At 61.9% G+C, this 26,207-nt stretch carries 27 protein-coding genes; 5 read left to right on the top strand and 22 right to left on the bottom strand.

Going from position 1 to position 26,207, the window contains the following annotated elements:
• Window positions 1-107: 107 nt before the first annotated feature.
• The 10 genes from virB11 to V6766_RS13820 form a co-directional block, all read right to left on the bottom strand.
• Window positions 108-1,091 (bottom strand): P-type DNA transfer ATPase VirB11, encoded by a 984-nt coding sequence (gene virB11 / locus V6766_RS13865; protein WP_448467344.1) that lies wholly within the window; start codon window positions 1,089-1,091, stop codon window positions 108-110.
• Complete coding sequence (locus V6766_RS13860; protein WP_448467342.1) at window positions 1,091-2,515, bottom strand: TrbI/VirB10 family protein; 1,425 nt, start codon at window positions 2,513-2,515, stop codon at window positions 1,091-1,093. Before V6766_RS13860 ends, virB11 begins: the two co-directional genes overlap by 1 nt.
• A gap of 2 nt (window positions 2,516-2,517) precedes the next feature.
• Window positions 2,518-3,252 (bottom strand): TrbG/VirB9 family P-type conjugative transfer protein, encoded by a 735-nt coding sequence (locus tag V6766_RS13855; RefSeq protein ID WP_448467340.1) that lies wholly within the window; start codon window positions 3,250-3,252, stop codon window positions 2,518-2,520.
• A 5-nt stretch (window positions 3,253-3,257) separates the two neighbouring features.
• On the bottom strand, window positions 3,258-3,926 hold the full coding sequence (locus V6766_RS13850; RefSeq protein WP_448467338.1) for a virB8 family protein: 669 nt from the start codon (window positions 3,924-3,926) through the stop codon (window positions 3,258-3,260).
• Between the two features lie 29 nt (window positions 3,927-3,955).
• Complete coding sequence (locus V6766_RS13845) at window positions 3,956-4,969, bottom strand: type IV secretion system protein (protein WP_448467336.1); 1,014 nt, start codon at window positions 4,967-4,969, stop codon at window positions 3,956-3,958.
• Window positions 4,945-5,766: a hypothetical protein gene (locus V6766_RS13840; RefSeq protein WP_448467334.1), complete on the bottom strand. Its 822-nt coding sequence runs from the start codon at window positions 5,764-5,766 to the stop codon at window positions 4,945-4,947. Before V6766_RS13840 ends, V6766_RS13845 begins: the two co-directional genes overlap by 25 nt.
• Complete coding sequence (locus tag V6766_RS13835; RefSeq protein ID WP_448467332.1) at window positions 5,760-6,419, bottom strand: methyltransferase family protein; 660 nt, start codon at window positions 6,417-6,419, stop codon at window positions 5,760-5,762. The genes V6766_RS13840 and V6766_RS13835 overlap by 7 nt, the downstream gene beginning before the upstream one ends.
• Before the next feature lie 21 nt (window positions 6,420-6,440).
• Entirely contained in the window at window positions 6,441-6,704 is a 264-nt protein-coding gene (locus V6766_RS13830) for a DUF2933 domain-containing protein (protein ID WP_080900802.1), read from the bottom strand.
• An 83-nt stretch (window positions 6,705-6,787) separates the two neighbouring features.
• Window positions 6,788-9,148: a heavy metal translocating P-type ATPase gene (locus tag V6766_RS13825; RefSeq protein WP_448467329.1), complete on the bottom strand. Its 2,361-nt coding sequence runs from the start codon at window positions 9,146-9,148 to the stop codon at window positions 6,788-6,790.
• A 385-nt stretch (window positions 9,149-9,533) separates the two neighbouring features.
• Window positions 9,534-10,193 (bottom strand): RNA polymerase sigma factor, encoded by a 660-nt coding sequence (locus tag V6766_RS13820; RefSeq protein ID WP_448467327.1) that lies wholly within the window; start codon window positions 10,191-10,193, stop codon window positions 9,534-9,536.
• Between the two features lie 288 nt (window positions 10,194-10,481).
• Here V6766_RS13820 and glgA point away from each other — a divergent pair, with 288 nt between their 5' ends.
• The 3 genes from glgA to V6766_RS13805 all read left to right on the top strand — a co-directional run bounded on the left by glgA (window position 10,482) and on the right by V6766_RS13805 (window position 13,199).
• Entirely contained in the window at window positions 10,482-12,035 is a 1,554-nt protein-coding gene (gene glgA / locus V6766_RS13815) for a glycogen synthase GlgA (RefSeq protein WP_448467325.1), read from the top strand.
• Between the two features lie 32 nt (window positions 12,036-12,067).
• Window positions 12,068-12,280, top strand: a complete 213-nt coding sequence (locus V6766_RS13810) for a DUF2934 domain-containing protein (protein ID WP_448467323.1) — start codon at window positions 12,068-12,070, stop codon at window positions 12,278-12,280.
• A gap of 195 nt (window positions 12,281-12,475) precedes the next feature.
• A protein-coding gene (locus tag V6766_RS13805; RefSeq protein WP_448467321.1) for an IS5 family transposase occupies window positions 12,476-13,199 on the top strand; the annotation gives its coding sequence in 2 pieces (ribosomal slippage) (window positions 12,476-13,162 and window positions 13,164-13,199; 723 coding nt in all).
• 9 nt (window positions 13,200-13,208) lie between these two features.
• Here the strand turns inward: V6766_RS13805 and V6766_RS13800 are convergent.
• The 4 genes from V6766_RS13800 to V6766_RS13785 all read right to left on the bottom strand — a co-directional run bounded on the left by V6766_RS13800 (window position 13,209) and on the right by V6766_RS13785 (window position 16,905).
• A complete protein-coding gene (locus tag V6766_RS13800) occupies window positions 13,209-14,105 on the bottom strand; it encodes a DMT family transporter (protein ID WP_448467319.1) in 897 nt (298 codons plus the stop codon).
• A 199-nt stretch (window positions 14,106-14,304) separates the two neighbouring features.
• Complete coding sequence (gene ppk2 / locus V6766_RS13795; protein ID WP_448467317.1) at window positions 14,305-15,123, bottom strand: polyphosphate kinase 2; 819 nt, start codon at window positions 15,121-15,123, stop codon at window positions 14,305-14,307.
• A gap of 73 nt (window positions 15,124-15,196) precedes the next feature.
• Window positions 15,197-15,856, bottom strand: coding sequence for an RNA polymerase sigma factor (locus tag V6766_RS13790; protein WP_448467315.1), 660 nt, complete (start codon window positions 15,854-15,856; stop codon window positions 15,197-15,199).
• A 668-nt stretch (window positions 15,857-16,524) separates the two neighbouring features.
• On the bottom strand, window positions 16,525-16,905 hold the full coding sequence (locus V6766_RS13785) for a PfkB family carbohydrate kinase (protein WP_448467432.1): 381 nt from the start codon (window positions 16,903-16,905) through the stop codon (window positions 16,525-16,527).
• A 992-nt stretch (window positions 16,906-17,897) separates the two neighbouring features.
• Between V6766_RS13785 and V6766_RS13780 the strand changes: the two genes are divergently transcribed.
• The gene (locus tag V6766_RS13780) at window positions 17,898-18,590 is read left to right on the top strand and encodes a LysR family transcriptional regulator (protein WP_448467313.1); all 693 of its coding nucleotides are present in this window, start codon (window positions 17,898-17,900) and stop codon (window positions 18,588-18,590) included.
• 44 nt (window positions 18,591-18,634) lie between these two features.
• On the opposite strand, the gene istB is transcribed toward V6766_RS13780, so the two are convergent.
• Entirely contained in the window at window positions 18,635-19,528 is an 894-nt protein-coding gene (gene istB, locus V6766_RS13775) for an IS21-like element helper ATPase IstB (protein WP_448467311.1), read from the bottom strand.
• The gene (gene istA, locus V6766_RS13770) at window positions 19,525-21,042 is read right to left on the bottom strand and encodes an IS21 family transposase (RefSeq protein ID WP_448467309.1); all 1,518 of its coding nucleotides are present in this window, start codon (window positions 21,040-21,042) and stop codon (window positions 19,525-19,527) included. The genes istB and istA overlap by 4 nt, the downstream gene beginning before the upstream one ends.
• Before the next feature lie 193 nt (window positions 21,043-21,235).
• On the opposite strand from istA, the gene V6766_RS13765 reads away from it, so the two are divergent.
• Complete coding sequence (locus V6766_RS13765) at window positions 21,236-21,532, top strand: hypothetical protein (RefSeq protein ID WP_448467307.1); 297 nt, start codon at window positions 21,236-21,238, stop codon at window positions 21,530-21,532.
• Here the strand turns inward: V6766_RS13765 and V6766_RS13760 are convergent.
• The 6 genes from V6766_RS13760 to trbK-alt are packed head-to-tail and all read right to left on the bottom strand — an operon-like array spanning window position 21,474 to window position 26,177.
• Window positions 21,474-21,707: a DUF2274 domain-containing protein gene (locus tag V6766_RS13760; protein WP_044404299.1), complete on the bottom strand. Its 234-nt coding sequence runs from the start codon at window positions 21,705-21,707 to the stop codon at window positions 21,474-21,476. The two genes, V6766_RS13765 and V6766_RS13760, sit on opposite strands and share 59 nt — an antisense overlap.
• A 3-nt stretch (window positions 21,708-21,710) precedes the next feature.
• The gene (locus V6766_RS13755) at window positions 21,711-22,880 is read right to left on the bottom strand and encodes a TrbI/VirB10 family protein (RefSeq protein ID WP_448467304.1); all 1,170 of its coding nucleotides are present in this window, start codon (window positions 22,878-22,880) and stop codon (window positions 21,711-21,713) included.
• The gene (trbG, locus tag V6766_RS13750; RefSeq protein ID WP_448467302.1) at window positions 22,877-23,854 is read right to left on the bottom strand and encodes a P-type conjugative transfer protein TrbG; all 978 of its coding nucleotides are present in this window, start codon (window positions 23,852-23,854) and stop codon (window positions 22,877-22,879) included. The genes V6766_RS13755 and trbG overlap by 4 nt, the downstream gene beginning before the upstream one ends.
• Window positions 23,851-24,540, bottom strand: coding sequence for a conjugal transfer protein TrbF (gene trbF, locus V6766_RS13745; protein ID WP_448467300.1), 690 nt, complete (start codon window positions 24,538-24,540; stop codon window positions 23,851-23,853). The genes trbG and trbF overlap by 4 nt, the downstream gene beginning before the upstream one ends.
• Window positions 24,537-25,889: a P-type conjugative transfer protein TrbL gene (gene trbL, locus V6766_RS13740; RefSeq protein ID WP_448467298.1), complete on the bottom strand. Its 1,353-nt coding sequence runs from the start codon at window positions 25,887-25,889 to the stop codon at window positions 24,537-24,539. The genes trbF and trbL overlap by 4 nt, the downstream gene beginning before the upstream one ends.
• A 6-nt stretch (window positions 25,890-25,895) precedes the next feature.
• A complete protein-coding gene (gene trbK-alt, locus V6766_RS13735; RefSeq protein WP_448467296.1) occupies window positions 25,896-26,177 on the bottom strand; it encodes a putative entry exclusion protein TrbK-alt in 282 nt (93 codons plus the stop codon).
• Window positions 26,178-26,207: the final 30 nt, after the last annotated feature.

The following is a 26,207-nucleotide window of genomic DNA, read 5'->3' as shown; positions in this document are numbered from 1 at the left end:
TATTGGGGGTGTAGCCCAAATGGACTCTGCAAGGAAGAAAAACCCCACGGTTTCGGGCTGTTATGCGGCTCTTTTCAGGGTCTTCCAGTGTCGGGGTGGTCGGCCTGTCATCTACCGCCCGGCAGATAGAACTCCGTAATCCCCCGCTTCCCCTCGGCGCGCCCGAGCTGCACGATCACATCGATGGATTTCCGGATGTATTCCCGCACCTCGGCGAAGGTCAGCGGTGTGCCAGCCTGCAGCACCATGATCGCCAACCGGTCGATGGCGAGTTCAGCGGTTTCCGCGTGGATGGTGGAGACAGACCCACCATGACCGGTGTTGATCGCTTCGAGATAGGTCAGAGCCTCGGCGCCGCGCAACTCGCCGACGATGATCCGGTCAGGTCGCATGCGGAGGGAGGCCTGAAGGAGGGCGTTGGCGCTGCGTTGCGAACTGGCACCGCGGTCGGCCAGTAGGGCGACGGTGTTCGGCTGGCCGGGGAAGAGCTCGAAGGCGTCCTCAATGGTGATCAGCCGTTCGTGCTCACTGACATGCGTCAGGAGGTGGCGGGCGAAAGTGGTCTTGCCGGTCGAGGTGCCGCCGCTGATCAGGACGTTGAGCCGCGCCTCGATCAGGGTTTGCAGCGCGGCTTCGAGGTTCCCTTCGGCGAGTCTGGCAATGTTTTTCATCTTCTCGGCGCGGAGCGCATCGAGCGAGACCGCCTTGCCGAAGAGATAGGTCGGGGCATAGTCCCTGACACTGCCCGAGGCGAAAAGTCGGATGGTGATCGAGGCGCCGCGATCGATGGCGGGCGGTACGGCGACCTGGACCCGAAGCGGGCGGCCCGCGTATTCTACTTTGCCGGAGACGAGCGGGTTCTTTTCAGAGACGCGGGCTTTGGCATCGCCAACGATGGTCTGGGCCATGTTAAGGGCGGTGGTGCGATCAACGGTCTGGCCTTCGTGGCGCATGGTGGCGTCGCCTGCGACCTCAAGCCAGACCTTGCCGTCCGGGTTGATCGTGATCTCGACCACGTCGTCACGCCTTAGAAGATCGCGGAACGGATCGAGATAGCGCTCGAGGTAGGACGTTGGTGACGCCTGCTCCATCAGTAAATCACCACATCCCGGTCCACGAGTACGGTGACCGAGGCTCCCTGATCGACATAGATCGTCGGCGCGATCGAGACCTGATCGGCGATGACCGATCCGACTGCATCCTGAAGATCGCTGCCGACATCGCCAAGGACGATGCTGGTCGTTTCGTTGTTGGCACTCTCGGCTGCTACGGCTGGTGCCGCCCCGATCACGGAAATCAGTGCCGCCCCACCGAAACGCTCGGCGAACTTGGTGTCGACCAGACCGGTGAGGCCCGAGCGCCCGAGCTGGTCCCCGCCCACGGCTGCGATGTCCATCGAGGTACCATCCGGGGTCAGGACACGGGTCCAGAGGATCAGGATACGCTTCTGATGCATCTCGATGCCGGAGCGGTATTGGCCAAAAAGGCGGGATCCACGGGGGATCAGGATCCGGTCCCCGGAAAACGCCGGAACCGGCTCGGAGACGACCGCGACAACGGACCCGGGCAGATCGCTGTTGATGGCGGTCTGGAGCGCCGCCTGGATGACGGACCCTTGGGTCAGCGTGCGCTCGGGATGGGTGAGGCGCGCGGCCTCCTGCACCTCGAGCGGTCGCGCGCTTTGCAGGAACTGCTCGTTTCCTGACAGGACCGGACCCCCGGTGCCAGGGGCCGCCGGATCAGCCACTGCCGCGCCACTTTGGCCACCCCGCGGACCATCGGCATAGACCACGGCGGGGGATTTGATCTGCGCGGTCAGAAGTTCCTCGGCGACGCGTTCGGCTTCGCGCTGGCGCTGTTCCTCTTCCTGACGCCGGCGTTCTTCGAGAAGACGTTGGTCAGCGATCAGCCCTTCGCGGTCGAGCTCGGCCTCGAGCCCCTCGCGCTGCGCCCTCTCGGCATCAAGCATCGCCTGCAGCCCTTCAATGCGGGTCTCGGTCTGGCGCTGGAGGTTGGCCAGCTCTGTTTCCTTGGCGGCGAGCGTCGCTTCAAGCGCCGCCTTCTGTTCGTCGAAGGCCTCGCGCAGGTCGGCAACGGCGGACTGGATTTCCGAGTTGCGCGCGGCCTGGCTGGCGGCAAGCGCCTCGCGGAGCTTGGCGATCTCGGCCAGCACCTCGGCACTCGGCTCAGGGGCAGGGGCCGCAGGCACATCAAGCGCCTCCTCGACGGCGATCAGCGCGTCATTCACCCTTTGCTCGGTCTCGTCGGGTGGGAATTCCAGCCGCCCGCCGGTGCCGGTCCGACGGTCCTGGAAGGTCTCGACGTCCGAGGTTTCGAGTGCGCTGTCACCTTCTTGCAAACCGGTCGCCAGGAAATATGCGACCCCGGCGCCGCCAAGCGCGAGAGCGGCGGCGAGCGCGCCGACCCCGAGGCTGTTGCCGCGGCGCTTGGACTTGCCGCGCTGGCTGAATTGATCAAGGCGGTCCTGCAGGTCGGGAGGGGGTTGATCGGCCATGGTCAGTTGCTCACATAGATGGCGCTCTCGTCGCGCCAGGCGCAGATCGCCTCGTCGCCGATGCGCAGCGTCCAATAGGTGTTCACTCCGAGGACGCGGACCGTGTTGCCTTGCTGGGTCCAGTTAACGGTGCGCTCACGGCCCTGATCATCGGCCTTGAAAAGAGCAGGCTGGCGACCGTTCTCCGGGAAGACGAAATACGTGTAGCGCCCGTCGTCATAGATATGGCTGGGGCGGAAATCCCCTTCGCCCGAGACACGGTAATTGTAGTTCCGCGGGGCCTCGAAGCCTTTGGGCTGGGTGGCAACTGCCGCGCGGCGCTCCTCGTCGGGGTAACGGAAGCGCACCTCGAAGAACATGCCGGTGCGGTTCGGGATCGAGCCCTCTCGCAAGTGGAAGGAATAGGTACGGCGGTTAGTGATCACCGTCATGTTGGTCGAGGCGTTCGCCACATGCGGTTTGATCGTCAGCACGTTGCCGAGCTCGGGGATCGGGTCGACCTGGAAGCTTTCGGTGTCGCCGACAATCACCGCCTCAAACCGCTCACCCGCCCCGAAATGGATCGTCGTCGAATGCCGAAGATCGGTCTCAATCCGGTAGACTTGGTTCTCGTTGTAGACGGCGGTGCGGATGCGGATGTCGAGCGGACCGCCTTGCGGCGTGGCTTCGGCAAGGGCAGCAACAGGAAGAGCAAGCGCTAGGAGAAACATGGTGAGGAGCGCGGGCAGGAATTTCATGGGGGTCAGTTCTCCAGGGTCTCGGCGTCGACGCGGTAGGAGGTCACCACGAAGCCCAAGGGGTTGGCCCAGACGTCCTGAAGGCGCTGGCGGGTTTCGGGTTGGAAGTCGTAGCCAACGGTGGCGACGTAGGACCTGGTCACGGTGCGGGTATCGCGGGGACGGCGCAGCGTGCGGGTGAAGCGGACCTGGGCCACGCCGCGCTCTATCTGGTTCACGGACTTGATCACCACCTCGATCTTGGCGTCGCGGCCGTAAACGGTGATCGGGTAATCCTCATTCGTGGAGGACCAGAGATCGCGCAGCGTTCGGGCGGCGTCGCCGTCGGAGCGGTCGAGCACCGAGTTGATGCGTTGCTCGCCATCGGTCAGGTCATAGGTCTCTCGATCATCGACATAGGCCACGAGATTGGCCTGAATGATGGCGTCGCTCTCCGAGAGCGTCAGCGCCTGGACAGCCGCGACGCGATTCATCTCGCCGGTTTCCTTGTCCACAACGACCACAAAGGTCTCGGTCACCTTGAGCGGAAAGAGGCTCGCGCCGGCGACCATGCCGGTGACGCCGACCAGCACGCCGGCCGCCGCGACAAACCAGGCGAAACGCTCGCGCCGCCTTGGCCCGTAGATGAAATCCGCCTCGAAAGCGTCGCGGTCAGGTGCGGAGGAACTGGTCACAAGCTTCTTCAAAGTCGTCGTCTTTCACATCAGGGTTTGCGGAAAGCCTTGGCGGCGGAGAGAAGCGCGCCGGGGCTTTGCCGGATCAACTCGCCGGTCTTCACCACGCCCGCATTGGCCATCTGGTTCAGTTCCTGCGGAGACTTGCCGGTGACGAGGCGGGAGGTCGCGCCGGTGCCGTACTGGCGCGTGTTCACGAAACCCTGCCGCGCGAGGCCGGTCAGGCCCACGGCATTCGAGGCAATGCCCACGACACCGGTGAGGTTGGAGGCGATGTAGGGGACCGAGGCCATGATCCCGGCACTGAGGATCAGGATGACGAGGAAGGGCAGGATGAGGCTGACGGTCTCCACGTCACCGGGATCGGCGGAAGCATCCCCGATGGCCTCGGCGATGGCGACGATGATGCCCGCGGCGCCTGCTGCGGCGACCGGCATGAGCGCATAGCCGATGGTGGCGCGGGTCCAGGCCTCGAAGAGGGATTGGGTCGGCTTGAAGAGCGAGGTCACGATCATGAAGGGGGCGATCACGATCATCAATGCGAAGACGATGCGGGCGAAGGCGATGATCCCTGCGGTGACGGCGGCGAAGACGGCGGAGAGGACGAAGAAGATCGCGCCCAGGACCGCGCCGAAGACCCAGCCGGCGCGGTCGCCGATCGTGTCGCCATAGGCGGTGATGCGCGCGACCATATTGTCGAGGCTTTCATAGACCCCGGCTTCGTCGCCCGAGCCGGTGAGCGCGAGGATCGAGGCGCCGACAGAGTCCGGCACCCGCGTGACGATGTCATAGATGACGCTGAAATTATCCCAGCTCTGCGCGAAGATCCCCACCAGTGCCACTTTCATGCCGAAAGCAAAGCCGGTGCCGAAGGGCAGGGGGCGGAGCTGCATCACCGCATTGATCCCGAGGAGCACCACGAGGAGCGCGGCTCCGGGAGAGATGACGTCGCCGACGGCGCCAGAAGAGGAGACAAAGCCGTCCTGCGCCACGGTATCCACCGCGGCGTCGACCTGGCTCAGTATGTCGCGAATGATCCCCATCTACTCCGAACAGACCTCCATGACTCGCGTCTCGAGCGCGTCCGCCTTGGCGTAGAGCGCGAGCACGTTGAGCCGACCCGTGCGGCAAAGCATTTCCAGCGCGACAAGCTGCGCCTCGATCCTCGCATGTAGAGGGCGCCCAAGAGGCCGCCGAAAAGGCCGCCCATCCCGTCCACGATAAGGTCCCACATCGTGTCTTCGAGGGGAGCCAAAACCGGCGATCCCTGCATGCCGGAGTTCAGGACCGCGTCGATCCCGAATTCGACGATCTCCCAAAGCGCGCCCGCGCCGAGGGTCAACAGGAAGATCCCGGTCAGGTTCAGGACGAAGCCGGTTCTTATGCGGCAAGTCATTTTCAGCGCATAGATTGCTAAGAACGAAATGATCGCCAGCAGTCCGGAGTTTCCGAAGTGGATAGCTTTGTCGTAGAACGGCAGTGTGCCGTAGAGATCCAGGAAGCGGCCAAGCGTCATGTCGGTGACCAACCACCACAGAACGAATAGCTCTATCTCTACCGGAATGGTCAGCCTGGTGGAGTGCGCGACGAGAGAAGGTGCGAGGATGAGTGCCAGTGCGCTGAAGCAGAGAAGCCCGTAAAGGACCTCGCTCTGCAGAAGGTGAAAGGTGCCAGTCGCCAGAATGAGGGCCCGCATAATCCACGCGAGCCGGATTTCCCAAAGCGGCGCCATGCCGGAGGTGTAGCGATCTGTCGCAATGACGCCGGACCCGAAATGCTGCAGCGCCGCCTCCTCCCGGCGAGGCACCGAACCTTGGACGAAACCACGTTTCCTCACCATGGCCTGCGCGCGACAACTCTATCAAACCTCGGAATAAAACCGGGGACTTCGGTCATGTAACGACGATATGTGTCACCGAATTCGGTCAGCGCGGCGCGTTCCTCACCCTTGGCGAGCCGGATGTACATGATGACGAGAACCGGGAACATCGCGAGCGTGAGTAGCGTCGGCCATTGCAGCAGAAATCCGAACATGACGAGAATGAAGCCTAGGTATTGAGGGTGGCGCACATAGCCGTAGGCGCCCGCCGTCGCGAGTGTGGATCGTTGTTGGGCTTCATAAAGCACCTTCCAAGCGGCAGAGATCAGCACGAAGCCGCCCCCGATGAAGGCGAAGCTCAGCAAGTGGAACGGCCCGAAATGCGGGTTCGCCTTCCATCCAAATAGCATCTCGAGCAGATGCCCAGCATCGTGCGACAGCCAGTCCACGCCTGGATAATTGCTCTGAAGCCACCCTGAGAGCAGGTATATAGTAAGGGGGAACCCGTACATCTCCGTGAACAGCGCAACCAGAAACGCGCTGAATGCACCGAACGAGCGCCAGTCGCGGCGCGTTTTCGGCTTGAAGAAGCTGAAAGCGAAGAGAATGAATATTGCCGAGTTCAGAACCACCAGGAACCAAAGGCCGTAGGAGGGGGCGCTTTCAGTCATCATAACTGTGTCCGTTCCGCGAATTCAGTGTCCATGCCCGCCGGGCTTTTTGCCGCCACCCGGCTGCGCATCCTCTTCGTCGCGGACAGATTTGTGCTTTCCGTGCCCGCCATGCATGAAAAAATGCATGCCGAGGCAGAGGCCAAAAGCAAGCAGCAACGGGACTGCACCGATAAGATGCGCCCGATGTTCGGAGACAAGATAGAAACCACCCACTCCGAGGAAGACCAGCAGAACTACATTTGCCCGAGAGGCGAAGAAGCTGCGGCTATTCTTTTCATGGTCCATTCGTTTCTCCTGCGCTGTCCGCAGCGGCGCTGCGGGGTCCGGTGATGCTTCACGGGTTATCTCTGGTCGCCCACCCCCGCAGCTCATCCGAGCACATCGGCCGAGCGTGAGTCCGCGGCCACTTCACGGCGACTACTGGTCACCCCATCCAGGCGCGTTCGCTTGAGCAGCAGCGCATTGATTGCGACCAGCGCCGAGCTACCCGACATTGCCAGCGCCGCCACCTCTGGGCTGATCACAAGGGGATAGAAGACGCCGGCGGCGGCCGGGAAGGCGATCACGTTATAGGCGACCGCCCACAACAGGTTCTGATGCATCTTGCGGAGCGTTGCGCGCGACAATTCAATCGCACCTACGATGTCGTAGGGATCGCTCCTCATGAGCACCACGTCTGCGCTCTCCATCGCCACATCAGTGCCCGCGCCAATGGCGAAACCGACGTTGGCTTGGGTCAGCGCCGGAGCGTCATTCACGCCGTCGCCGACCATGCCGACACGCTTGCCTTCCGCTTGCAGCTCCTTGATCTTTTCGGCTTTCTGTCCCGGCAGGACATCAGCGAGAACGATGTCGATGCCAAGTTCCGAGGCGATCCGTCTCGCTGTGCCTTCGTTGTCGCCGGTCAACATTGCGACCGACACGCCGCGCTCCCGCAATTTGGCGACGGTCGCTTTCGCGCTGGGGCGCGGCGCGTCGGCAATCGCAATGATCCCGAGCATCCGTCCGTCCTGGGCTACATGCACCACCGTGCGCCCTTCGGCTTTCAGCCGTTCTGCTTGCGCGCCGAGCGAGTCGAGCGCAACATTCTCCTCGTCCATCAATCGACGGTTGCCCAGCAGGACTTTCCGTCCATCGATTTCAGCTTCCGCTCCCCTCCCTTCGAGATTGAGGAAGTTGTGCGCTTCCGGCACGTCGAGATCTTCAGCCCGCTTCACGATCGCAAGCGCCAAGGGATGATCCGAGCCGCGATCCACGGCCGCAGCGGCGCGCAATGCTTCTGCTTCGCTGCTATTCTCCGCGGCGATGACCTCGACCACACGCGGTTCGCCCATCGTCAATGTACCGGTTTTGTCGAAGACAATCGTATCGAGCTTGGTCGCCTCTTCAAGCGCGCCGGCGTTCTTGAAGAGAATTCCGTGGGTTGCACCGAGCCCGGTTCCAACCATGACCGCCATCGGCGTCGCTAGCCCCAGAGCGTCTGGACAGGCGATGACGAAGACCGTGATCGTCAAGGTCAATGCGAATAGTAGCGGCTCGCCGACCCACCAGAACCAGACGCCAAAAGTAGCAAGCCCGATAAGGATGGCGATCAGCACCAGCCATTGGGAGGCGCGGTCAGCGAGGAGCTGGGCCGGCGCCTTGGAGTTTTGTGCCTCTTGCACCAGCTTGACGATCTGTGCCAGCGCCGTGTCGGCCCCAACTTTGGTGGCGCGGTAGCGGAAACTGCCGCTCTTGTTGATAGTGGCGCCGATCACTTGGTCGCCCTGGCCCTTGTTCACCGGCATCGACTCGCCGGTCAGCATGGACTCATCCACCAGCGACTCTCCCTCGATGACCTCCCCATCGACAGGGATTTTGTTTCCCGGGCGGATGATCACAGTCTCGCCGGCCTGTACCTCCGAAGTGGGCACTTCGACCTCGGTGCCCTCGCGCAGGACCGTCGCCATTGGCGGTGCGAGATCAAGTAGCGCCCGGATTGCCGCGGAGGCGCCCGCCCGGGCACGCATCTCAAGCCAATGCCCGAGCAGGATGAAGACGAGCAGTACTGCGACCGCCTCGTAGAACTGCACGCCAGGGAAGAAGAAAGTCGAGCCAACGCTAAAAACATAGCCGGTGCCCACCGACAGCACGACGAGCACTGCCATGTTGAGCGCGCCATTGCGCAGGGCTCGCCAAGCAGCGGTAAAGAAGGGCCAACTTGGATAGACGATCGCGATGCTGCCGAGAAAGAACAGCCACAGGTCGAGGTCGAGACCGAAAGGCGGCGCTGGCGGCGTAAACATGCCACCCATAGGGGAATAAATGAAGATCGGTATCGTGAAGACCAACGCGATCCAGAAACGATTGCGCATGTCCCGAACCATGGCGGACATGTCCATGCCGGCACTATGGCCCATCTCGTGCGCCATCTCGTCGTGAGCCGCAGACACCCCTCGGTGGCCCGCGTGGCTCGTTTGCGAGGGCAGCACCGCCGTAGGGCCCGATGCCGCCGGTTCGCAAACATGCCGCGGATGCACGCTCCCACGGCAGCGAAAACCGCAAGAATTCAACTTGCGCTTCAAGCTCTCGACGTTCGTGACTGATTCATCAAAGTCAACGGTCACGCTGCCGGAAGCGGGGTTTGCCGAGGCCCGGCGGACACCCTTCTCAGTGCTCAGCTGCTTCTCGACCGCGAGATGATCAAGCTCTTCGAAAAGGTCGCTGACCTCCAATGTTACTTTAGTCAAGGCCAGACTCCTCGGGCGCGCCATTCGATGTGGGATGGACATGAGTTGCGGGTCGACAGGCGCCGCGATGCGCGACACCTGTCCTGTCCGACGAAGCTTTTGGTCAGTTGCCGCAGCAGCAGCCCTTCGATGCACCGCGCGCGTCTTCCGGCCGCTGTTGTCTGGAAGACTGTTCGGGCCGGACTGAGGGCGCCTCTGACTTGACCGGAGGATGACCTCCCTGTCCGCAGCAGGAGGGTTCGGTCGGGTCAGCCGAACCGGAGGTGGTAGTTTTCGATTCCGTGTTCATTGCCGTTGTCCTTCATATGTGTCGGGGTGGAGCGAGAGCCATTCATCCTGAATGGAGCCACCATCCTGAGCTACAGACGAAGCAGGAAGGACAACATTACAGTCCGGATGCGCGCGCGAGCTCTTCGCGGCGGCGACGCGTGCGTTCCGCCTCTTCGCAGTGACAGTCGAGGAAGCCGTGGATCGGACAGGTCAGGCACATCTCCTCAAGCCGCTTTTTCAGCGCTTGGCGGCCGCGATGGAGCCTGACCGTGATGTTGTTCAGCGAAATTCCGAGGCTTGCCGCCACCCGTTCCCGGGGCTCTCCCAGCAGGTCGACTCGCCAGATCACCTCGGCGTATTCCGGTTTGAGCGTGGGCAAGAGCTTGTAAAGGCAATTGCACACCGCTTCGTCGAGTTCTTCATCAGGCTCGATCTTGAAACCTTCAAGATCAGTCGGGTTCGTTACGGCCTCCCGCTGTCGTCGTCTGGCGGAGCGACGCTGATGGTCAATGACCGTCGTGGCGAGGATCCGGCTCAGCCAGCCACGGACCGTGCGGACATCACGCAATTGGCTCGATCGCTCAATTGCCTTCAGCATGAATGCCTGCAGGACATCCTCTGCGGCTTCGGAATTGCCGAGCCGCCGTTGCAGAAAGCCCAGAATCTGCCGACGACTCTCCACAAGTGCACGGCGCACGGCAGCATCCGTTTCCTTCGCAGCTGCGTCACCGTCGTTATCGGTCTCCGAGCGGTCGTCCGGATCATCGCAAGTCATCTTCCACCTCTAATCCTTTAGCTACCCAGATGAGACGAATAAGCGACTGAGTCCTTACACGGACTGGGGTCGATACAAACGCCGAAATTCGAAGCAGGCAGCAACACTTTCTTTCCAATTTTCGGATCGTGACGTGTAAGGCGCGCTCAATCTGAGCGTCTGTTTTCGGTAACACGCTGCCCGTCAGCTCGTTTGGCCGGTAGGCAGTACCAATCGTTCAGCCGGTAGCCCTCGGGTGCCATTGGGTCACCGATGGAGTGCCCGCAGAAGTGCCGATAGGGGATTTTGATGCGCGTCTTGTTCGTCACCTCCGAATGTCATCCGCTGGTTAAGACCGGCGGGCTTGCCGACGTGTCCGCGGCCCTGCCGGCCACCTTGGCCGCACTCGGGGTCGACATTCGCCTGATGATGCCTGGCTATTCGGAGGTGCTGGACCGGGTTGAGCATGTAGGACCCGCGATACCGCTTGAGGAATTGGCGGGCGCGGGTCGCGCCCGGCTTCTGCCAGCTCGATCTCCGGATTCTGGCGTGCCCCTATGGCTGGTCGATTGTCCTAGGCTCTATTGCAGGGACGGCGGCCCCTATCAGGATCCGGATGGCAACGACTGGCAGGACAACGGTCGCCGTTTTGCTGTGCTGTGCCAGACTGCTGCGCGGGTCGCGCGCGCCGCAGCGGGACTCAATTGGCAGCCGCATCTGGTTCACACGAATGACTGGCACACTGGACCAGTGTCGCTGTTGCTCGCCGACACCGCGGGATCGCGTCCAGCGACTATCTTCACCGTTCACAATCTAGCCTTCCAGGGCCTGTTCCCCGCGGAGGAAATGCCGAAACTGGGCCTCCCCGCAGACAGCCTCTCGCCCGAGGGAATTGAATTCTATGGTCGCATCTCCTTCCTGAAAGCTGGGCTTCGCTATGCCGATCGCCTGACCACGGTCGGCCGAACCTACGCACGCGAAATACAAACGCCAGAGTTCGGCTGCGGGCTGGACGGGCTGCTCCGCCAGCGCTCCGAGCATCTGTTGGGAATTCCTAATGGCGCCGATTATGGTCTCTGGGATCCCAAGACGGACCCGAACCTCCCGGCGCCGTATAGTTTGGGCAACATCAGCGGCAAGCGAGATTGTAAGGCGACGTTGCAACGCGATGTCGGTCTTGACGTGGAGCCGGAAACAGCCGTCCTCGCGTTTGTCAGCCGCCTGACAGAGCAAAAGATGGCTGACATAGTCGCTGAGGCCGTCCCGTGGCTGATTGCAGAGGGGGCCCAGTTTGCGTTGCACGGACAAGGCGACCGTGCCTTGGAAAAGCGGTTCAAGACATTGGCTGATCAGTATCCGGGCCGCGTCTCTGTACGGATTGGCTACGAAGAGCGATCCACGCGTCGCCTGCTTGCGGGCGCCGACATCCTGCTCCACCCTTCGCGTTTTGAACCATTCGGCTTGGTTCCGATCTACGCTCTGCGCTACGGGACGCTACCGCTTGTGCGAAAGGTCGGCGGGCTGGCCGATAGCATTGTCGATTGTTCCGCGCAGCGGGCCGATAGTGAAGCGACAGGGTTCGCATTTTCAGGCGTCGCCCTCGATAACCTTTTGGTCTGCTTGAGAAGGGCCCTCAACAAATTCCAGCAGCCGGTGGTGTGGCGCCGGATGCAACATCACGCGATGCGGCAGGACTTCGGCTGGCGAAACCCGGCTGACGAATATTTCAAGCTCTATCAGTCGCTGACCGAATCTCGCGCAGGGCAAGACTTCTCGGAGTCAAGGTTTGGGAATGACGAGTCGCTCGACCTGACTGTCCTGCCGTCTCCCTCGCCGATGCAAGGACGGACAGCGAGGGGCTGAACTTGCCACCCACTCAGAAAAGGAGACACATCATGAGTGACGATATGAACGCGAAAATCCAGGAGCGCGCATACGCAATCTGGGAGCGGGAGGACCGGCCCGAAGGCAAACACCTCGACCATTGGTTCTGCGCACAGTCGGAGATAGAGGTGGAAAGTGCGTCGGACGGGGGACAGTCGGCGTCCGCAGATGCCGCGGAGTCCAATTCCGGAGGGAGTGGCCGCGAGAAGAAGCGGTCAAGCTGAGCCGTTGAGGTACCGGTCGCTCCTTAAAGCCTGCCTCTTGATCGATCAAAGAGCAAGGATCGGGTTGGTGTGACCGGGCCTTAGGAAGCTTTTGGTCGGGGTTAGAGGCGCTAGGGTCTGTACCCAATAGGGATTCACATAGGGATTCACGCGCGGCGTGAGTTGTGATTCAAGGTTTCGGCGCAGGAGGTCTTGATGAAGCAACGGCAGTTGACGCGTGGGCGCAAGGGCGCGCATCGTGTCGATGACCGGCGCGTGATCTCAGGTATTGTTCATATGCTCAAGAGTGGGGCGCGCTGGCGCGACTGTCCGCCGGAATACGGGCCTTACACGACGATCTACAATCGCTTCAACCGCTGGAGCCGGCAGGGTGTCTGGCTGGCCATGTTCGAGGTGCTGACCGGCCATAAGGGGATCTGGGGCACGGTCGCGATCGACGCCACCCACATCAAGGCGCACCGCTCGGCGGGCGGCGCAAAAAGGGGGGCCTTTGCGCAAGCCATCGGCGTCTCGCGCGGCGGCCGCACCAGCAAGCTCCACGGACTGACCGACAGCCGGGGCCGGCCGCGCCTGCTCATGGTCTCGGCCGGCAACATCAATGACATGACCATGGCCGGAGCCCTGATCGAAAAGGCCGAGGGACGATACGACCGGCTCATCGCCGACCGCGGCTACGACACCAACGCCATCCGCGCCGCCATCGCGGCCCAGGGCGCCGAGGTCGTCATCCCATCCACGACAAGCCGACGCGCCCCAATCCCCTACGACCGCGATGCCTACAAGGTCCGAAACCTCGTCGAGCGTCTCTGGTGTCGCCTAAAAGACTGGCGGCGCATCGCAACACGATACGACAAGCTCGCCAGAAACTTCCTCGCCGCAGCCCCTCATCGCTGCAACTATCATATACTGGTGCAATTGAGTCCGGACCCTAGTCAGCCACGCCCCTCGCCGATCTCGTGCCGTAACGGGAGACGAGACCAACCGCGAGGATGACGAGGACAATGCCCGCCAGTTGCGTCCACTCCAGGGTTTCATCAAAAAATAGTGCACCGATCGTAAGCCCGAAAATCGGGATCAATAAGCTAAAGGCATTGGCCCCGTTGAGCGGCGTTTTCTCAAGCACTGAGAACCATAGCCAGTAGACGAGCGCAGTTCCGAGGAGGCTGAGGGCGAGCAGTATGCCAACGAAGGTAAGCGACCATGTGACCGCTGTCGGCTCCTCCGTTCCACAGGCGATAAGAATGAGGGGGATGCTGCCAATCAGCATCTGCAATCCCATGGCCATCAGGGGATCGACCTGGCCGGCGATGCGTTTTATCACGACGTTGCTTATGGTGACGCCCAGCGCGGCAAGGATGATGTAGGCAACGCCGAAGATATAGGTCTGCTGACCTGTGGCAACAACCTGAGGCGCGGCAATGATGAGAATGCCAATAAAGCCCAACAGAAGCCCGATTTTTCCGATTATTGTGAGTCGCTCATGAAGGATCAGACTTGCCAGAATTGCAGCTAGCATTGGCTGGGTGTTAGCGATCACCGTGGCGATGCCGGGCGAGACGAACTCAGCGGCATGAAACATCCCAAGGAAGCCGAGGCTTGTCGCTCCAAATCCTACGACGGCGACCATCACCCAGTGCGCCAATCGCTTCGGCAGCGGCCGGTGCAGCGCCAGCGCGAGCAGTGTCAGGGTAAGGCCCGCTAGTAGTGCCCGCATTGCGGCGAAGGTTAGATGCGGAGCGAGGTCCAGGCCGGCAGTGATGAGCGGAAAGCAGGCAGCCCAAAGTAGCATGACCAGAATGATCTGCGCGATCGTTAGGGCGGTCATCCCTGATGACTCGGTTGTTCTTGCCGTCCGCCGAGAAGCTGCCTGACGATATCATATGCAGGAGTCATGATTCCATAATGATCGGCGCTTCGCTGCCGAGGACAACTAGCCTGCGGCCCTGGATATTCAGTAGCGCCCGCCGGCTTGATGGTTTGTTCAGTTTTTTGCAGCAGCGGTGAACGCCTTTTTCGACATTCTTTCATGGCGCGAGTACACCGCTCTTCGCATAGGTGTCATGGTATTGGAGGACAATGTCTGGGTTGACGAGAAGCGCCGAATTATCTTTGTCGTCGTAGTGTAGGCGCACCAACAGATCTTTGATGAGATTGGTGCGTGCCAAGTGCTTATCATCTGCGCGCACGATGGTCCAAGGTGTGACCGGGTTATGAGTGCGCGCGAACATCTCGTTCCGAGCTTGGCTGTAAGCAGCCCAGTTCTCGATGGCCTTGGAGTCGATGGGACTGATTTTCCACTGCTTAAGCGGATCATCGCGGCGGTCTTTCAGTCGCCGCTTTTGTTCGGCCCTGCTAATGTCGAGATAATATTTGAAAAGCTTGATGCCGGATTTGACAAGCATATGCTCGAACTCGAGCACTGTCTGCATAAACTCTTCATACTGATCTTCGGTGCAAAAGCCCATCACGCGCTCAACTCCAGCGCGATTGTACCAGCTTCTATTGAAGAGTACGAACTCCTGTTGGGATGGCAGATGTGGGACGTAACGCTCAAAATACCATCCGCCACGCTCACGGTCAGACGGTTTGCCCAAAGCGACGACACGGGTCTCACGCGGACTCAGATGGCGGACAATGCGCTTGATCACACCATCTTTTCCTGCGGTGTCACGACCTTCGATCAAAACGAGGATCTTATCGTTGCAACTGATGAGGTGCTTCTGAAGCTTTACGAGTTCGACTTGCAGGCCGTGGATGGTGGTTCGGTAGTCGCCCTCCGCATTTCGGTCGCTGGCAGCTGATGGCACATTCGGCAACGCGCTCTGGATGTTTTTCTTGCTCATGGGAAAGCTCCGTGGCTAGGCAATATAGCGCGGGCCGTATCGTTGGATGGATACGGCCCGCCCCAAGCGTCGATCAATGAGACGCTTCAGCCCAAGCGGTATTACACGCTGATTCGTCTCGCCCGCCCTGAGGGCGGCAGTACGGGTCGAGAACGCAATCGCAGCAACCGGATCCGCTTACGCAACACGCCCCGCAGTGCTGCTCTATCTTTTCTTTCAGTGCGCGGCGCGCGCGATGCAGCCGGACACCGATGTTGTTGGTGGTGAGACCGAGGTCGATTGCGATCCGCTCGCGCGGTTCCCAGTCGAGGTCGGCCCGGCGAATGATCTCTGCATAGTCTGGCCGGAGCGTCAGAACGAGGTTCCGGATGCAGCAGCAAGGATTTTCAGGCTGCACTATTTCCAGTGCAGCCGCCGGTTCAGCTGTCTCTGCTTCGTATGCGATCTCGAGCCGTTGCCGCGTTGCCCGGCGCCGATAGTAATCGGTTAGCGTATTCCGTAAGACTCGACTGAGCCAAGCGTCGATCTTGGCGGTGCTTTGAGGCTTGTCGGCGGCTCGAACCACCTTGAGGCAGAAGTCCTGGAAGGCATCTTCGGCATCCTCCTGACGGCTCAGGCGCCCTCGGAAAAAGCGCATAAATTGTGATCGGCACTCCGTGAGACGCTGAATAGTAGCAACGTCGGGAGCGACGCTTTGGGGCGGAAAGGAATCCGGGCGTGGAAAGGCTGTCATGTTGGTGACTCCATGCGCAATGTTCGGTTAAGGGGTGTTGCGACGCGTGCGGAGGGCATCGAAGCCCGCCAACGCGTCGATCAGATGTGCGCAGGGAGACGAGGTGGACGGAATTGACGGTCGCTATTCGTGGACCGGTGATAACGTGGCGGCCCGGGAAGCCAACTTCCGGACCTCGGTGCGTGGAAGACAGCCGAAGAGCCCACCGGCAAGAAAGTGCAGGAAGCGTGCGAGTGGCAATGGCTTGCGGCAGGCGCCGCGCCAAGCGTTGCATCACTAGATGAATCAGAGCTGAGTAGTATATCGCTCGCCAGAGCCGTCTGCTTCCCGGACTGTGAAGGCTCGGTATGGGCCGTGTGCAAACTCAGACCGGCTAAGATAAGCAAGAGCAGAAGAAGCGTCACCCAAGCTCGGGGCGTGGTTCGTCTGAATCGCTCTTGATTGTTGTGGTACATCGATCTCGCACAGATCATCCGTTCTCGCGTTAGCCTACACCACGAATAGGGCTTCCTTCTTGATCGAGATCAAGTCGGCGATGTCTGTATGGAATTCCTGAGATCGGTGAGGAGCCCTCTTGGATTCCGCCATGTTAGTCTAGTCCGTCAGAATTTCGATCCAATCGCTCGCATTTCGCGACGCATTCCGATGTAGAGTCATTCAACATCCTCTCATCGGAAAGGCCCCGTGCCGAACGACAGGACGGCGGCTGCCCCGGCAGCCATGCCATAGGCAATTTCCGCTTCTGGGTCGCGCGCTTTTGCCAAGCCGAGGGTAATGGCCGCGACGAAGCTGTCGCCGGCGCCAACGGGGCTCTTTGCAACGACCCGAGGCGCGTCGAGACGTAGGGTGCCTTCGCTGGTCGCGAGCAGCGCACCGTCACGGTCCAGAGGACACGTGATCAGCTCCGCCGCTCCCGAACCGATTAGCTCTCGGACCGCTTGTTCCTGCGGGGCTGGGTCGCGAAGTTTTTGTTCCACCAATGTCTCGACTTTGCCGAGATTAGGTTTCACCCGGCGGACGTCGCGTGCGAGCTCCGATCCGGAGGGCACTCCCCGAGGTGTCAAGTACAAGTATGGCGCTCTTGCGGCGGGTCAGTTCCGCGACGGTTGCGTAAAATTCCTCGGGGATCCACGCGGCAGACGGCCGCTTGCGACGAGGTAGCAGTATTCGAGATCCTCCAGTGAGGTGAGGAATGCTTGCCATTCCGACTCCAGTGCCAAGGGCCCGGAGGGGACGAAGCGGGTTGCTGCGGGGGCGATCTCTTATAAACAGCGTGGCTGAGCCGAGTGTGGTTCTGGATCTAGATGCGCTTCCGGGGGATGGGGACTGCGTCGAGCAGGTTGTCGAGTAGGCCGCCTATCGCGCCGCCTGCGAGATAGCCGGCGAGCGTCGGACCACCCAATTCTTGGAGCCGCGCGCGACATTGATGCCGCCGCCACCGGGGTCGCAGTGTACTTCAAGGGTCCTTATATTCTGGATAGGATTCGGCGGTGCCATCGACCGACGGCTTCAACGTCAGTGTGACCGTCTCCATCCCATAACTCTTCAGGTCGAGTATGCTACTGGCTGGCGGGGCAGTTCAAGGGTGCTATGGCGACAGGCTTTCTCGGACGACAAGGCGTCGCGAACCTGTGGTGACAGCCGTGGTGTGGACCTGCGCGGCTATCGGAGAAAGATGGCGCTCGTACGCGTCCGTTAAGCCTCCGCATCACGACATACCCGGTTAGCGCACATGCGCGACACACTTTCTATTCAGGGGGGCGGCGCCATTCCAACGGCGAAGTTTTGGCCGCCTAACTGTAAAGTCAGCGCCATACTCAACGTCCTTATGTTCGACATGCGTGCGCGGACAGGTGGCCGTTTTCTCATGATCAACAAATCTGTAGTCCATGTTTTTGGGTTCTTCGGAAGTGCCTGTGCAGCTTGTTGGCGGAGCATCGAAGCGCCCCTTGTTTTCATGGTTGGTCCGCGACGAACCCAGAATGACTCTGACAGAGCCTATGTCCGCTGCAGGTGAGCAAGGGGAAAGCGAGAGCTTCGAATGCCTATTGACTGGCGAAACCTTCGTCACTTCGTCGCAACCGCCGAGAACGGGAGTTTCCGCAGGGCGGCAAACGTCCTGCATATGCGACAGTCCAGCGTCAGCCGTGCAGTTCGGCAACTTGAAGATGCACTGGGCGTATCGCTGTTCGAACGACGTGTCTCAGGTGCAAAGCTGACTGACGCCGGACATCGCCTGCTTAGGGATGTGCGACCGGCGCTGGAACAGCTCGAGCTTGCGCGCAAGGTAGCGAGTGCCGGTGGACGTGGGGAGATCGGTGTGCTGCGCGTGGGAATTCTCACCTCGCTCGCCGGTGGGTTTCTACGGAAACTAGTTTGTCGCTACGCGGTGCAGCATCCTGAAATCGAGGTCGATATCCGGGATGGAGGTCGTGACGAGCATGTCTATGCGATCAGGAGGCGAGATTTGGATGTGGCGTTTCTATCCGGCGAAGGCGGTCTTGCTGATTGTGAAATCTCTCCGCTTTGGAAAGAGCGTGTACACGTCGCACTTGCTGAGGGACATGAACTGGCTGACAGACGGCAGCTCGACTGGTCTGACTTGCGAAGCGAGCGCTTTATAGTAACTCGGCGTGCACCCGGACCCGAGGTGCATGACTATATCATCCGTCGGGCTGCCGACTACAGCACCTATCCGGAAGTTATGTTTAAAGCGGTGGTGCAGGAGATATAGCGCGACAATCTGGATGAGACGCTGGCGACAATCAGGATGAGATTCTATGTCGCGGCATTGGTGAGGTTATCATCCTGATTGTCGCTTGCAAGATTTTCTTCGCCTGTTGTTTGTCGTTCCGCGTCAATCATGGGGGTGTTGTTGATTGTCGCGTATGAAGCAGGCCTGCCTCTCTTGCGTTTTGCCTCCATTGCGGAGCGCCGTCTGTAGCTTTCCACGTTCATCTCGAAGATGGTCGCATGGTGGACCAGCCTGTCGACGGCGGCGAGCGTCATTGCGGGGTCTGGGAAGACCTTGTTCCATTCGCCGAAGGGCTGATTGGCGGTGATCATGATGGACCGCCTCTCGTATCGCGCCGAGATCAGCTCGAAGAGGACGCTGGTTTCGGCCTGATCCTTGGTGACATAGGCGAGATCGTCGAGGATGATCAGGTCGAACTTGTCCAGTTTTGCAATGGCGGCCTCGAGCTGCAGTTCCCTGCGGGCCACCTGAAGCTTCTGGACGAGATCTGTGGTTCTCGTGAAGAGCACCCGCCAGCCGTTCTCGATCAGTGTCAGGCCAATGGCGGCCGCGAGATGGGATTTGCCGCCGCCGGGCGGTCCGAACATCAGGACATTGGCGCCCTTGGCCAGCCAGCTATCTCCCGCCGCCATGGCCATGACCTGTGCTTTCGAGATCATTGGAACGGCGTCGAAGTCGAAGCTGTCCATTGTCTTTCCGGGCGGCAGGTGCGCTTCGGCAAGATGTCGGGCGATCCTGCGGTGGGCGCGTTCGGCCAGTTCGTGCTCCGCAATAGCGGCCAGGAAGCGGGCGGCCGGCCAGCCCTCCCGGTCAGCCTGTTCGGCAAATTGCGGCCAGAGCATCTTGATGGTCGGCAGCCGCAGGTCGTTCAGCATGATGGAGAGGCGGGCCTCATCGACGGTATGGGCGTTCGTCATGCCGGTACTCCTGCTGCATCCGCCGTTTTGACAAGCGCTTCATAGCTGTCCAGAGACACGGATTGCACGGTGACGGCCGGCAGACTGCCTGCGTGCGGTGTGAACTTCCCTCGCAAGGCGACAAGGTCCGGAAGTCCACCGTCCCCGAGAACCCGGCTCAGCTCTCTGGCCAGTTCCGCCTCACAGCCGCGATCATGCGCCAGGGCAAGCAGTTCGACTGTGATCTTGCAGGCCTGCCGTTCGGGCAGCCGGTCGATGAGCGCTTCGAAGGCCCGGCGGTATTCCTGGCGCGGAAAGAGCTTGTCGCGATAGACCAGCCTCGACAGCGCCATGGGCTTTCTGCGCAGCGAATGGATGACATGGTGATAGTTCACGACCTGGTCATGCTTGCCGTTGGCCCTGGCCCGCCCTCTGGGCAGGGTCAGCAGGAGGGTGCCGCCGGTGAAGACCTCAAGGCGATTGTCGAACAGGCGCACGCGCAGCCTGTGCCCGATCAGGCGGGAGGGCACGGTGTAGAAGACCTTGCGCAAGGTGAAGCCGCCGGTGCTGGAAACGGTGACGATCACCTCCTCGAAGTCCGTGGTGCGGCGCGCGGGCAGCCCCTGCAGATAGGACCGTTCGGCTGCGATACGCTTGCCGCGGGCAGCATTGCGGCGCCCCACGATCTCGTCAATGAAGGCGCGGTAGCCATCGAGATCGTCGAAATCGGCGCAGCCCCGCATCAACAGCGCATCCCGGATCGCGCTCTTGAGATGGCCGTGGGCGCTTTCGATCGAGCCGTTCTCATGCGCCACCCCCTTGTTGTTGCGGGTCGGCGTCATCCGGTAATGGGCGCACAGGGCATCATAGCGCGTCGTGAGATCCGCCCGCGCGTCGGCATCGAGGTTGCGAAAAGCCGCCGACAGACTGTCGCTGCGATGGGAAGACGGCGCGCCGCCCACCGACCAGAGCGCATTCTGCAACCCTTCGGCCAGGGCGACAAAGCTCTCTCCGCCGAGGATGACATGGGCATGCTCGAAGCCCGACCACGGCAGGCGGAAGTGGTAGAGCAGGTGATCCAGGGGCTGACCGGCAATGGTCACGCCGAGCGCCCCCATGTCGGTGAAATCCGACAGTGCGAGCCGGCCGGGCTCGTGAACCTGTCTAAAGATCACCTCCTGTTCCTCGCCATGCACCGCCCGCCAGGCCCGGATCCGCCGTTCCAGCGTCCGGCGGATACCCGGCGACAGGTCAGGGTGGCGGCGCAGCATCTCCTCGAAAATTGCGACCGGCCGAAGACCCGGGGCTGATTGCAAAAGCGGGACGACTTCAGCGTCGAAAATGTGCTCAAGCGGGTCCGGGCGCCGCCGGCTTCGCGGGCGCGCCCTCTGCGATGGCAGTTGGGGATCTTTCGAAATGCGGTATCCGCTCGCCCGGCTCATCCCGGCCCTGGCCGCGGCGACTTCGATGGGGTGGTCCTGTCTCAGCTTCATGAAAAGTCTCGTCTGTTGATCGGTTACATGGCGCCCCGGCACAAAGATGGTTCTCCATTCCTGAAAACCACAAGCCTACCGGGCCGACCGCGATCACAGACCCCAAAAACGAGCGAAGCGTCGTGCGTGTGCCTCCGGTCGGGCTACGCCCTCCCTACGACACACGCACGACGCAACGTCTCATCCTGTTTGTCGCGGAATCTCATCTTGATTGTCGTGCCGCAAGGAGACTCTGATGAATCTGGTTGCCCTTCGACAGGGCATCACATTGGTGTCTGCGGCTTGGGTGGATGTGAAGCTCCCCCATCTCGTACTGCGTCCGTTAACAGATCCTGCCGACATTGTTCCGTTCAGTGCCGTCTGGTCCCGCCATAACGACAATCCCGCGCTACGGCGCTTTATCAGCGTTGCGCACACGCTGGCCGGACGCGTTCGTCGTGGCTCTTCCGATTGGTCTGAGGAAGCACTTGGGCTCACGACGATCGAATCTGGATTTTCCGCAAGCGGGCAAAGGCACGATCCGTCGCCATGAACCGTTGCAGCATAGGCGCAATCAGCTTCGCTGGTTCGGGCGTCGCCTGTCCGGTCTCGCGCGCCATCACGGCGGCATAGTCGAGCAAATCACGATGCACGTCCGGTGCAAGCTCCACAGTCAGCTTGACGGGTTTGTCATCCGGAACGGATGAGAGCTTCAGTTTGGTGGTCATGACTCAGCCTCCATAGGGTTCGAGGACGAGATCGCGGGTAACGATGACGCGCACGGGGAAGCCCGGTCGGATCGTCAGTGTCGGTGCGACCTGCAACTGGCGCTGGACGATCTGCTGGCCTGCGTCGTTGATCGTGTCCTGGGCACCGTTGCGGATCGCCTGGATAAGGCGTTCGTCATCATCCATTGTGAGTTCAGCCCCGACAGCCAACAGTGTCGAAAGGCCGGCGGCCTTAGCCAGATCCCACCAGTGATAATCGACCCCATCCTCGAGTCCCGCATAGCCCTGCGTGTCAGCACCGGGCTGGCGTTCGAGAACAATCGAATGTCCGTTGGGGAAGATCAGCCGATTCCAGGCGAGGAGTACACGCCGGTCGCCGAAACCCACGTCATTACTGTACTCGCCGATGATGCGCGTGCCTTGCGGGATCAGCACCATGCTGCCGGTGGGACTGTCATAGATGTGGTGGGTGACCTGCGCCGTGATTTGACCGGGAAGATCCGAGCGGATGCCGGTAATCAGAACGGCCGGTATGACGGACCCTGCCTGCAGGATGAAGGGAGACGCCGGCGGAATGACGCGGTCGAGCGCCACGGTACGCCGGTCAACCGGGGCGTTGAGGAAGGCGAGATCGTTGTTCTGTGTGGCGCCCGGTTGGTTGCCGAGATTGAGCCCAGCAAGGTTTTGTCCCGAGGTTTCCCGGGTGGCGCCTGGTGCGGTCTGGAAGAAGACCCGGCTGGTGCGCGCGGCTTCTTCCTCGGCTAGGCGGCGCTGTTCCTCCGGATCGACGGCCGGTGCATTGATCGTCGGCGGCGGAACGGGCTGTCCCCGCTCTTGCGCATCGAGGATCGGGCGGCCGAGATCGCCGGGAAGTGGCGGACCGAGCACCGGACCGGTGTAGTCGCTGGGCAGCTCGTTTAATCCATCGGCGGTATTGCGGTTCTCGGTCGAATAAAGTTCGTCGCTGCCAGCGCCATTGTCGGGCGTCTGAAGCGCGTAGATCAGGGCGCCGCCGACCCCGAGCGCTCCGACCAGACCGAGGCCGGCGAGAACCCGGCGCGAGAGCCGCGTGACGCGCGGCGGGGTTCCCCGGAGGCGCATCGGTTCGGTCGTATCGTCGGCCGGTGCCTCGAGCGGCATATCGTCCTCCCTGGTCTTGTCGATGTCACTCATGATCCGGGCCTCCCGTCGGTGCGCACGATCCTGACGGTCTGCTGGCGATCGCCACTGCCGAGCCGCAGTTCGGCCGCCGCGAAGATGCGGTCCACGATCAGGATGTTTTGGTAGATGCGGCTATTGACGATTTCCGGCTCGCCATCCGACCCGAGGACGAAGAGCGGCGGCATCTCGCCCTGCACGATCCCGGCTGGGAAGACGATATAGACACGTCTCCCGTCATCGAAGACCGAGACCGGCCGCCAGGGCGGGCTGTCACCCTGCAATCCGTAGCGGTAGTGGCGGGCCGATGCGGCCGGGATCCTCGGTGTTGTGGGCGTGGCGCGCTGCGTGGCGGGCGGTTGCGGATAGGCCCAGGCGACGGCGGGCATGTAGGGATCGTCGCGCGATCGCAGCTCGATCATGTAGGTGCGTCGATCGGTGGTGATGACGAGGTTGGTCACGATGTCCGGTCGCGTCGGCTTGACGAGGATATGAACGCGCCGGGATGTTCCCGAGCCGCTCTCCGTGTCGCCGATGATCCAGCGGGCGGTATCGCCGGCGGCGATGGGACCGGCGCCGGTCAACGCTTCGCCTGGTTCAAGCGCGATGTTGGTGATCTGGCCGGGCGCGGCATAGACCTGATAGAGCGCCCCCTCGCTCCAGGGATAAATCTGGATGGCGTTGTAATAGCCCTCCCGGCGAGGCTCGACTCGGGCGGCCACATTGGCATTCTCGACTTGTCCCGTTGGTGTGGAAGATGCCTGTCCACCTCGCGCGACCGTCCAGGCCGGCGGCGTATGGAGCGGCCGCGGCCGTTCATCGACCGTGGGTCGCTCGACCGTGGGCAGCGGCGGCACGCTGTCATCGTAGCTGATCTCCGGCGGGCGATAGGTGGCGCATCCGGCGAGCGCCGATGCGGAAATCAGCACAAGCGGCAATGCGGTTTTACGGAGAACCGGAAGCGCGGGCTTGCGGACAATCGTGCTCATTGCCCCATCTCCCGCGACCAGTTGATGGCATTGACGTAGATGCCGAGCGGGTTGGCGCGCAGCCTCTCGGCGTCGCGCGGCGGCTGGATGACGATGGTCAGGATTGCGGTCCATCGCTCTGTCGTAGACAACTGGCCGTTCTCATAGTGTCGCTCCGTCCAGGCGACGCGGAAGGAATTCGGCGAGGCGCGAATGACGCTGGAGACCTCCACCGCGATCTGCTGACGTCCAACCCGTGTGAACGGGTCGTTGGCGCGGGCATAGTCATTGAGGGCGATTGCGCCGCGATCGGTGGTGAACTCGTAAGCGCGCAGCCAGTTCTGGCGCACGATGATTGCGTCAGCGGGGATCGCGCGCACCTGCTCGATAAAGTGTGCGAGATGGAAGGCGATCTGCGGATCGCTTGGCTCGAAGCTGGCGTCCGCGGGGCCGACAGCATGGGCTTCGCCGAGATTGTCGACTTCGACGACCCAGGGCACGACGTTGCCGGTCGTGGACTGCCAGACCAGGGCGCTTGCGAAGCCGCCGGAGAGGATCAGGCAGCCGAACGCCATCAGACGCCAGTTGCGGGCCTGCACGCGGGCGGAACCGATGCGTTCGTCCCAGACCTGGGCCGCACGCTGATACGGAGTCTCAGGCTCAGCGGATTTGCCGTAGTGGGTGGTGGATCGTTTGAAGAAGCTCATGAGCGGTTCCCCTCGGAAAGATTGACAGAACTGGCGCCGCCATGGCTGTCGCCGGAGCGCACGGCATGCGCGGCGGCCTGGACGCCGTGAGAGAGGCGCTGCGAGCGCTTCATGCGCTTCGCCCAGTCAGGCGCACCGTCGGTTGGTGTGGATGGAATGGCGGTGGAATCCGCCGTGTTGGCGGTATCGCCCAGTGTCCCGCCGCTGGTCTCGAAGGCCGACCGGGCGCCCGACTGAAAACTTTGTTTCATGCTGCCGGACGCTCTGGCCGCGGCGCTCCGCAACGGCGATGTCGCGGCCTTCGCGCCGGTGCTCGCCACCGCGCCGAAACCGGAAGCAACGCCGGCCGCGCCGGATTGACCGGCCGATCCGAGACTGTAGGCGGTTGCCGCTCCACCTGCCGCAGCGGCGCCGCCGCGCGCAGCGGCCGCCGTGCCGGAGAGCGCCATGCCGCCGCCTCTGGCGGCGAGACCCGCAGCACCCGCGCCAGCGAGGGCAGCGCCGCCCACGGCAAGGCCGGTGCCGACGGTCGCGCCCGCTCCAAGCTGCGGGCCGCCTGAGACGATACCGTTTGCGATCCCCGGTCCGAAGATGCCGAGGCCGAGCAGCGACAGTGCCGCGAGCACCACGGCCATCGCCTCGTCGATCGTCGGCGTGACGCCGCCGAAGCCGGCGGTGAACTGCGAGAAGAGGGTCGAGCCGATGCCGATGATGACAGCAAGGACCAACACCTTGATGCCCGACGAGATCACGTTGCCGAGCACCCGTTCGGCCATGAAGGCTGTCTTGCCGAAGAGGCCGAATGGAATGAGGACGAAGCCGGCGAGCGTCGTCAGCTTGAACTCGATCAGGGTGATGAAGAGCTGGATAGCGAGGATGAAGAAGGCGAGCAGGACCAGCGCCCAGGCGAAGAGCAGGCAGGCGATCTGGATGAAGTTCTCGAAGAAGGCGACCCAGCCCATCAGGTCCGAAATGGATTCGAGCAGCGGCCGCGCCGCATCGAGCCCGGTTTGGGCGACACGGCCCGGCCGAATCAGATCGGCTGCGGAGAAGCTCGTGCCGGAGGCCATCAGGCCGAGACCAGCAAAACTCTCGAAGACGATGCGGGCGAGATTGTTCCAGTTGCCGATGATGTAGGCGAAGACGCCAACGAAGAGCGTCTTCTTGACGAGCCGTGCGATGATGTCGTCGTCGGCGCCCCAGGACCAGAACAGCGCGGCGAGCGTCACGTCGATGACGATCAATGTCGTCGCGATGAAGGCGACCTCACCGCCGAGCAGGCCGAAACCACTGTCGATATAGCTGGTGAAGACCCCCAGGAAGTTGTCGATGACGCCGGTGCCGCCCATAGATCGTTATTCCTCGTCTCTGGATGCGGCGCCCGACGGTGCGCGGCCGAGGAAACGGTCGCGGGTCTCGGCCCAGACTGCTAGACACTCCGCGTCGCGGACGGCCGCTTCACCGAGTTGCTGGCAGCGGCGCTGTTCCGCGCGCAGCGGATCGACGGCGGGCGCAAACGCTGGCGCGGGAGCCGGCCGTGTCGGCTCGTCTTCCCGCGTCAATTCGATCACCGTCGCCGTCATGGCAAAGGCGACGAAGACGATCGCTCCGATCCGCGCCAGGGTCTTGCCCTCCATCGCTGACTCCTTTCCGGCCTCCTGGCCCAA

The sequence above is a fragment of the Martelella sp. AMO21009 genome (assembly GCF_053484295.1).
Note: the sequence above shows the minus strand (reverse complement) of the source record. Positions and strands in the feature narration are given on the sequence as shown.

Coding starts and splice junctions, on each gene's coding strand:
- V6766_RS13790 (WP_448467315.1), bottom strand. CDS start 15,856: ATGACAGCCTTTCCACGCCCGGATTCCTTTCCGCCCCAAAGCGTCGCT.
- trbK-alt (WP_448467296.1), bottom strand. CDS start 26,177: ATGGAGGGCAAGACCCTGGCGCGGATCGGAGCGATCGTCTTCGTCGCC.
- istB (WP_448467311.1), bottom strand. CDS start 19,528: ATGACGAACGCCCATACCGTCGATGAGGCCCGCCTCTCCATCATGCTG.
- V6766_RS13820 (WP_448467327.1), bottom strand. CDS start 10,193: ATGACTTGCGATGATCCGGACGACCGCTCGGAGACCGATAACGACGGT.
- V6766_RS13840 (WP_448467334.1), bottom strand. CDS start 5,766: ATGGTGAGGAAACGTGGTTTCGTCCAAGGTTCGGTGCCTCGCCGGGAG.
- V6766_RS13810 (WP_448467323.1), top strand. CDS start 12,068: ATGAGTGACGATATGAACGCGAAAATCCAGGAGCGCGCATACGCAATC.
- virB11 (WP_448467344.1), bottom strand. CDS start 1,091: ATGGAGCAGGCGTCACCAACGTCCTACCTCGAGCGCTATCTCGATCCG.
- V6766_RS13760 (WP_044404299.1), bottom strand. CDS start 21,707: ATGACCACCAAACTGAAGCTCTCATCCGTTCCGGATGACAAACCCGTC.
- V6766_RS13830 (WP_080900802.1), bottom strand. CDS start 6,704: ATGGACCATGAAAAGAATAGCCGCAGCTTCTTCGCCTCTCGGGCAAAT.
- V6766_RS13845 (WP_448467336.1), bottom strand. CDS start 4,969: ATGGGGATCATTCGCGACATACTGAGCCAGGTCGACGCCGCGGTGGAT.
- ppk2 (WP_448467317.1), bottom strand. CDS start 15,123: ATGAGCAAGAAAAACATCCAGAGCGCGTTGCCGAATGTGCCATCAGCT.
- V6766_RS13835 (WP_448467332.1), bottom strand. CDS start 6,419: ATGATGACTGAAAGCGCCCCCTCCTACGGCCTTTGGTTCCTGGTGGTT.
- V6766_RS13780 (WP_448467313.1), top strand. CDS start 17,898: ATGCCTATTGACTGGCGAAACCTTCGTCACTTCGTCGCAACCGCCGAG.
- trbL (WP_448467298.1), bottom strand. CDS start 25,889: ATGGGCGGCACCGGCGTCATCGACAACTTCCTGGGGGTCTTCACCAGC.
- V6766_RS13800 (WP_448467319.1), bottom strand. CDS start 14,105: ATGACCGCCCTAACGATCGCGCAGATCATTCTGGTCATGCTACTTTGG.
- V6766_RS13855 (WP_448467340.1), bottom strand. CDS start 3,252: ATGAAATTCCTGCCCGCGCTCCTCACCATGTTTCTCCTAGCGCTTGCT.
- V6766_RS13755 (WP_448467304.1), bottom strand. CDS start 22,880: ATGAGTGACATCGACAAGACCAGGGAGGACGATATGCCGCTCGAGGCA.
- trbF (WP_448467300.1), bottom strand. CDS start 24,540: ATGAGCTTCTTCAAACGATCCACCACCCACTACGGCAAATCCGCTGAG.
- V6766_RS13765 (WP_448467307.1), top strand. CDS start 21,236: ATGAATCTGGTTGCCCTTCGACAGGGCATCACATTGGTGTCTGCGGCT.
- glgA (WP_448467325.1), top strand. CDS start 10,482: ATGCGCGTCTTGTTCGTCACCTCCGAATGTCATCCGCTGGTTAAGACC.
- V6766_RS13860 (WP_448467342.1), bottom strand. CDS start 2,515: ATGGCCGATCAACCCCCTCCCGACCTGCAGGACCGCCTTGATCAATTC.
- trbG (WP_448467302.1), bottom strand. CDS start 23,854: ATGAGCACGATTGTCCGCAAGCCCGCGCTTCCGGTTCTCCGTAAAACC.